The sequence below is a fragment of the Endozoicomonas sp. ONNA2 genome, from assembly GCF_024606365.1.
Taxonomy (GTDB): Bacteria; Pseudomonadota; Gammaproteobacteria; order Pseudomonadales; family Endozoicomonadaceae; genus Endozoicomonas.
Genome location: NZ_JAHHPO010000312.1, coordinates 1 through 5632, shown reverse-complemented (window position 1 = coordinate 5632; position 5632 = coordinate 1). Strand labels below are relative to the sequence as shown.

Genomic DNA, 5632 nt, shown 5'->3' with positions numbered 1-5632 from the left:
TTTCCCATTTTAAACTCAGTGTTCCTGATGATTGCGGTGGAACATCTGAATATGTGGAAGTTATTTTCAGACAATTCCTTAGTGACACCCTGGGAACAGAATCCCCAGTGGGTAGAGGGTGATCTCTATTTCGATTGGGCTGGCAAAAGCCTTTTAATCTCCACTGCCTTAATCTGACCCAGTGGAACCATCATTTAAACGACAAATGTCCCGTGATCAGGATTAGCCATGCAAATCAGTGAACTGGCACAAGGTATCAGCGCCCGTTTTGAAAAAAGCCGGATTGTCTTCTGGTACGATCCGGAGGAGAGTTTTACGGAAGAGCTTGAGCAACTCTCTACCCCTGACAGTGGCCTGCCTGATGGTGTGCGGGTACTGAATATGGGGCAGGAGTCGGTGCTGGCCACCAAAAAGCGTATGGAGATGGATGAACCGGCTGCCCGCTTTTTACTCTATTTTCCTTATATGGAGCCGGAACCTGAACAGGACTGGCTGCTGGATATCCGCCTGTACAGCGAACAGTTTTATGCGGACCACAGCTCCATGCTGCTCAATGAGCTGGGGATTCCCCGGATGTCCCTGCGTGGTCATATTCGCCAGCGGCAGTCGTTTTTTGCCAGCAAGCAGCGGATGGCCCAGCTGAAAAAATGGGTGACGGAAAGTGAAGATGAGCGGTCGCTGGATCGCAAGATGATGGCGGTGGTGAGCAAAGCGGATTCCGCCGAATTGAGCGATATTCTGTTCAGCCTGTTGCGGGAGTATGCGGGGACGCTTGTCGGGGCAGAGGATGAGCCGGATGCGGTGTCGGAATACCCGCTGTTCCAGCAGATTGGCAAGTTTCAACTGGAGCCTGCGCTCTGGGCGCTGTTATCAGAGGCCTATGGTTATACGGTGGAGCAGCCGAGTTTCGGGGATTTTGTGCTGAAACTGTTCTGTACGGAATTCTGGAGCCAGATTGAAGGCGGTGAACGGGACTGGCTGCTGAACAATGTGATGAAAACGGCGTCCGGTCGATCGACGGCACTGGCCCTGATGGGCAGCTGGCGTGATAGCCGCGCCTATGCAGCGGATTATGAGCGTATTGCCACGGTGCTGGCGAAAAAGCTGGAGGTTGCTGACCGCTGTCGTCAGTTTCAGCCCATGCAGCTGGTGGAGTGTGAAACCTTTGAGGCGGTTGAACAGGCAATTATCCGTGGCCTGGTGAACGATCTGCTGGACAGTGGCAAATTGCCGGATCGCAGTTTGTTTGAGTCATTATTGTCCCGGCGGTTGCAGAGTTACTGGGCGCAGCCGTCTGCCCGCAATGGGCGGGAGTATCAGGCGATCTATCAGGCGTTGCGGGCGGCCGAGCAGTTGCTGCATCTGCGCCATCGTTTTGTGGATGGTTTTCATTTTGGCTCTCAATTTGACAATGCCAAAGCCCTTTACAACGGGTATGTGGAGGAGCTGTATCAGTTTGACCAGGCTTACCGGCTGTTTAACGAGCATGTGCTGTCGGTAATGAGCAAGGGGGCGGATATTCTCCGGGCGCTGGATGACGCCGTGGAGAATCTGTATACCCAGTGGTTTCTGCCGGAACTGGGGCTGGCATGGGATCGCCATCTCTCGGGGGAATCTCTGCTGGATAAGTGGCAGCTGTCGGGAGTTCCCCGGCAGAACGACTTTTACGACCGGGAGGTGAAGGCCCGGCTGAAGAGCAAAAAGGCTAAGCGGGTGTTTGTGATTATCTCCGATGCCCTGCGCTATGAAATTGCCCGGGAGTTGGGGGATACGATCAATCAGGAAAAACGCTTCAAGGCAGAGCTGGCTACCCAGCTTGGGGTATTGCCCAGTTATACCCAGCTGGGTATGGCCGCATTATTACCTCATCAGCAGTTGAGTTACCAGGCAACAGAGGGTGGTGCTGCGGTACTGGCGGATGGTCGTTCTACCCAGGGGCTGGAGAACCGGAATGCCCTGTTGCAATCGGTCAATGGCATGGCGGTGACCGCCAAAGAGTTGATGGGCTGGAGTAACCAGGAAGGTCGGGAGCGGGTCCGGCAAGCGGAGGTGGTGTACATTTATCACGATACCATCGACGCTATTGGCGATAAGGCCGGTACGGAAGAAAAAACCTTTGAAGCCTGCCGACTGGCGGTTTCTGAGCTGAAAGACCTGGTGGGCCGGGTAATTAATCGCCTGAATGGCAGCCAGGTGGTGATCACGGCCGATCACGGGTTTCTGTTTCAGCAAAAGGCGCTGACGGCCAATGACCGGACGGTGCTGCATAGCAAGCCCGGTGGAACCATTGAAGCGAAGAAACGCTATATTGTCGGTGACCAGTTGCCAGCGGATGATAATTGCTGGCATGGTCGGCTGTCGGTGACGGCAGGCGGTGATCCGTCTTCATCCCGGGGTACGGAGTTTCTGTTGCCCAGGGGCAATCAGCGTTTTCACTTTGTGGGTGGGGCGCGGTTTGTTCATGGTGGTGCCATGTTGCAGGAGATCTGTCTGCCGGTATTGACCGTGCGGGAACTGCACAAAGCCCAGGCCGCAAGCCATGAGAAGAAACCGGTGGAAGTGCTGGTGGCCAGTCAGCCGATTCGGCTGGTGAACAATATTGATAAGATCCGGTTGATTCAGACGGAGCCGGTGGGTGGGCAGTTTATTCCCCGGCAGCTGGATATTATGGTGGTGGATGCTGCGGGGAATGCGGTGTCCAGCCGTGAAACCCTGACCTTTGACAGCACCGGCACGGCCCTGGATGACCGGGTGCGGGAAGTTCGGTTGAAGTTGATCGGCTCGTCATTCAGCCGTACCGATTCGTATTTTCTGCTGCTGGAAAATGTCGAGACCCATACCACCTATGCAAAATACAATGTCACTATTGATTTGGCATTCCAGGATGATTTCTTTTAATGACTGAAAATGTGAATGGCTTTGATGGTCAGCGGGAGGCTGACCTGGATGCTCTGCTGAATGAGCACTTCAAAGGCCGGGTGGTGCGCAAGGATCTCACCAAGCAGCTGAAGGAAGGGGCCAATGTTCCGGTGTATGTGCTGGAATATCTGCTGGGTATGTATTGCGCTTGTGATGATCCGGAAGTAGTCAGCAGCGGGCTGGAGAATGTGAAGCGCATTCTGGCGGAGAATTATGTCCGCCCGGATGAGGCGGAGAAGGTGAAATCCCTGATTCGGGAACGGGGCAGCTTCAAGATTATTGATAAGGTCAGTGTCAAACTGAATCAGCGCAAGGATGTATATGAGGCGGCACTGTCCAACCTGGGCATTAAGGATGCGCTGATGCCTTCTTCCCTGGTGAAAGCCAATGAGAAGCTGCTGACCGGTGGTATCTGGTGCATTATCACCGTGCAGTATTTTTATGAGGAAGGCCAGAAGACCTCACCGTTTTCCGTTCATAACCTGAAGCCGATCCAGATGCCATCCATGAATATGGATGAGGTGTTCAGTGCCCGTCGTCAATTTACCACCGGGCAATGGCTGGATGTGCTGTTGCGCTCTGTGGGCATGGAACCGGTGAATCTGGATGACCGGGTGAAGTGGCACCTGGTGACCCGGATGATTCCCTTTGTGGAGAATAACTACAACGTCTGTGAGCTGGGACCACGGGGTACGGGGAAGAGCCATGTGTACAAGGAGTGCTCGCCCAACTCGCTGCTGGTTTCCGGTGGTCAGACGACGGTGGCTAACCTGTTTTACAATATGAGTTCCCGCCAGGTGGGGCTTGTGGGTATGTGGGATGTGGTGGCTTTTGACGAAGTGGCGGGCATCAGCTTCAAGGATCGGGACGGTGTCCAGATTATGAAGGATTATATGGCGTCCGGCTCCTTTGCCCGGGGGCGGGATTCTGTTGAGGCGAAAGCGTCCATGGTGTTTGTGGGGAATATCAATCAGTCGGTGGAGACGCTGGTAAAGACCAGTCATCTATTGGCGCCATTCCCGGATGCCATGATTGATACGGCCTTTTTTGACCGCTTCCATGCTTATATTCCCGGTTGGGAAATTCCGAAAATGCGGCCGGAGTTTTTCACCAACAGTTACGGTTTGATTACCGATTACCTGGCGGAGTATATGCGGGAGATGCGCAAGCGCAGCTTTGCCGATGCCATTGATCGTTATTTCAAGCTGGGGAATAACCTGAACCAGCGGGATGTGATTGCGGTGCGCAGGACGGTATCCGGTCTGCTGAAACTGCTGCATCCTGACAGCCAGTACGATAAAGAAGATGTCCGTGCCTGTTTGCATTATGCCCTGGAAGTGCGGCGACGGATTAAGGAACAGCTGAAGAAACTGGGGGGCATGGAGTTTTTTGATGTCCATTTCAGTTACCTTGATAACGAGACCCTGGAAGAGTGCTTTATCAATGTGCCGGAACAGGGGGGCAGCTCTCTGATACCGGAAGGAATGGCCAGCCCTGGTGTTGTTTATCAGGTGACCCAGGGCAGTTCGGGGCAGTTGGGGCTTTACCGGTATGAAACCCAGATGACGGCGGGTACCGGGAAGTTTACGGTTTCCGGATTGGGTTCCAACACCGCAGCGAAAGAGGCGATTCGGGTTGGCTTTGATTACCTGAAAGGTAATTTGAAACGTATCAGTGCAAGTGCCAAATTTTCTGAGCATGAATACAATCTGCATGTGATTGAGCTGCATAATACTGGCCCCAGCACTAAAACCAGCCTGGCGGCGCTGGTGGCTTTCTGCTCCATACTAATGGCGAAGCCCTGTCAGGAACAGATGGTGGTATTGGGGGATATGACGCTGGGTGGCGTGGTGAACCCGGTGCAGGATCTTGCTGGCAGTTTGCAGATGGCGTTGGACAGTGGCGGTAAACGGGTGTTGTTGCCTATGTCATCTGCGGCAGATATTGCTTCGGTGCCTGCGGAGCTGTTCTCGAAGTTTCAGATCAGTTTTTATGCGGATCCGGTGGATGCGGTGTTTAAGGCGTTGGGGGTGGGTTAAGCGCCTCCGTTAAAGTGTTTTATTTTGATGTTTAAAGCAGCTCCTTCGGGGGCTGGTAAAGGATGTTAATGGCACATCCCTTTCTGCTGCTTGGCGATGTTATCTGTACCTGTATCAATTGCAGATGACTTTAATTCAGTCAATCAGGTGTATGACGCTTTGAAAGGCCTTGCTGACAAGCTTCAAGTTGGAGTTGACTATTTGCGATATTATTTCCCAGCTGAAGGGGACAAATTCTTGTCAAGAAACAGATGCTTCCGTTCAGAGGAGCAGGAACAAAAGCGTGTGCACAAGAAAAAGCTGGTCAGAAAGGCAATGATAGAACTCTCGGGCCGACAACTTTATCCATCGCACGGCGGAGTTAAGGAACTCATTGGAGAAGATTTCAAAAAATTTCAGTTCAAGGAGTTTGCTGAGATCTGGAGCGAAGAAATTGGCAAGCTTCTGAATTCTTAAAATTCCCCTTCGTATGCTTCTGGCCAAGTCAACTGGCTGGAGCCATCCAAGCAGAAAATGTCAGTAAATTTTAGGGCATATGAGGAAAAAGAGAGTGGTTAAGACACAAATGTCCAAACGGACATTTTTTAACATTACGGAGAGAATTTGCTGTAACACTATTTGGTCGGAGCGAGAGGATTTGAACCTCCGACCCCCACAACCCCATTGTGGTGCGC

At 52.6% G+C, this 5632-nt stretch carries 3 protein-coding genes; all 3 read left to right on the top strand.

What is annotated here, in order from left to right; genetic code table 11:
- Positions 1-228: 228 nt before the first annotated feature.
- The 3 genes from pglZ (at position 229) to KDK14_RS05660 (ending at position 5414) form a co-directional block, all read left to right on the top strand.
- Positions 229-2898: a BREX-1 system phosphatase PglZ type A gene (gene pglZ / locus KDK14_RS05670; protein ID WP_257264046.1), complete on the top strand. Its 2670-nt coding sequence runs from the start codon at positions 229-231 to the stop codon at positions 2896-2898.
- Entirely contained in the window at positions 2898-4958 is a 2061-nt protein-coding gene (gene brxL, locus KDK14_RS05665; protein ID WP_257264045.1) for a protease Lon-related BREX system protein BrxL, read from the top strand. Before pglZ ends, brxL begins: the two co-directional genes overlap by 1 nt.
- Before the next feature lie 96 nt (positions 4959-5054).
- Entirely contained in the window at positions 5055-5414 is a 360-nt protein-coding gene (locus KDK14_RS05660; protein WP_257264044.1) for a hypothetical protein, read from the top strand.
- Positions 5415-5632: the final 218 nt, after the last annotated feature.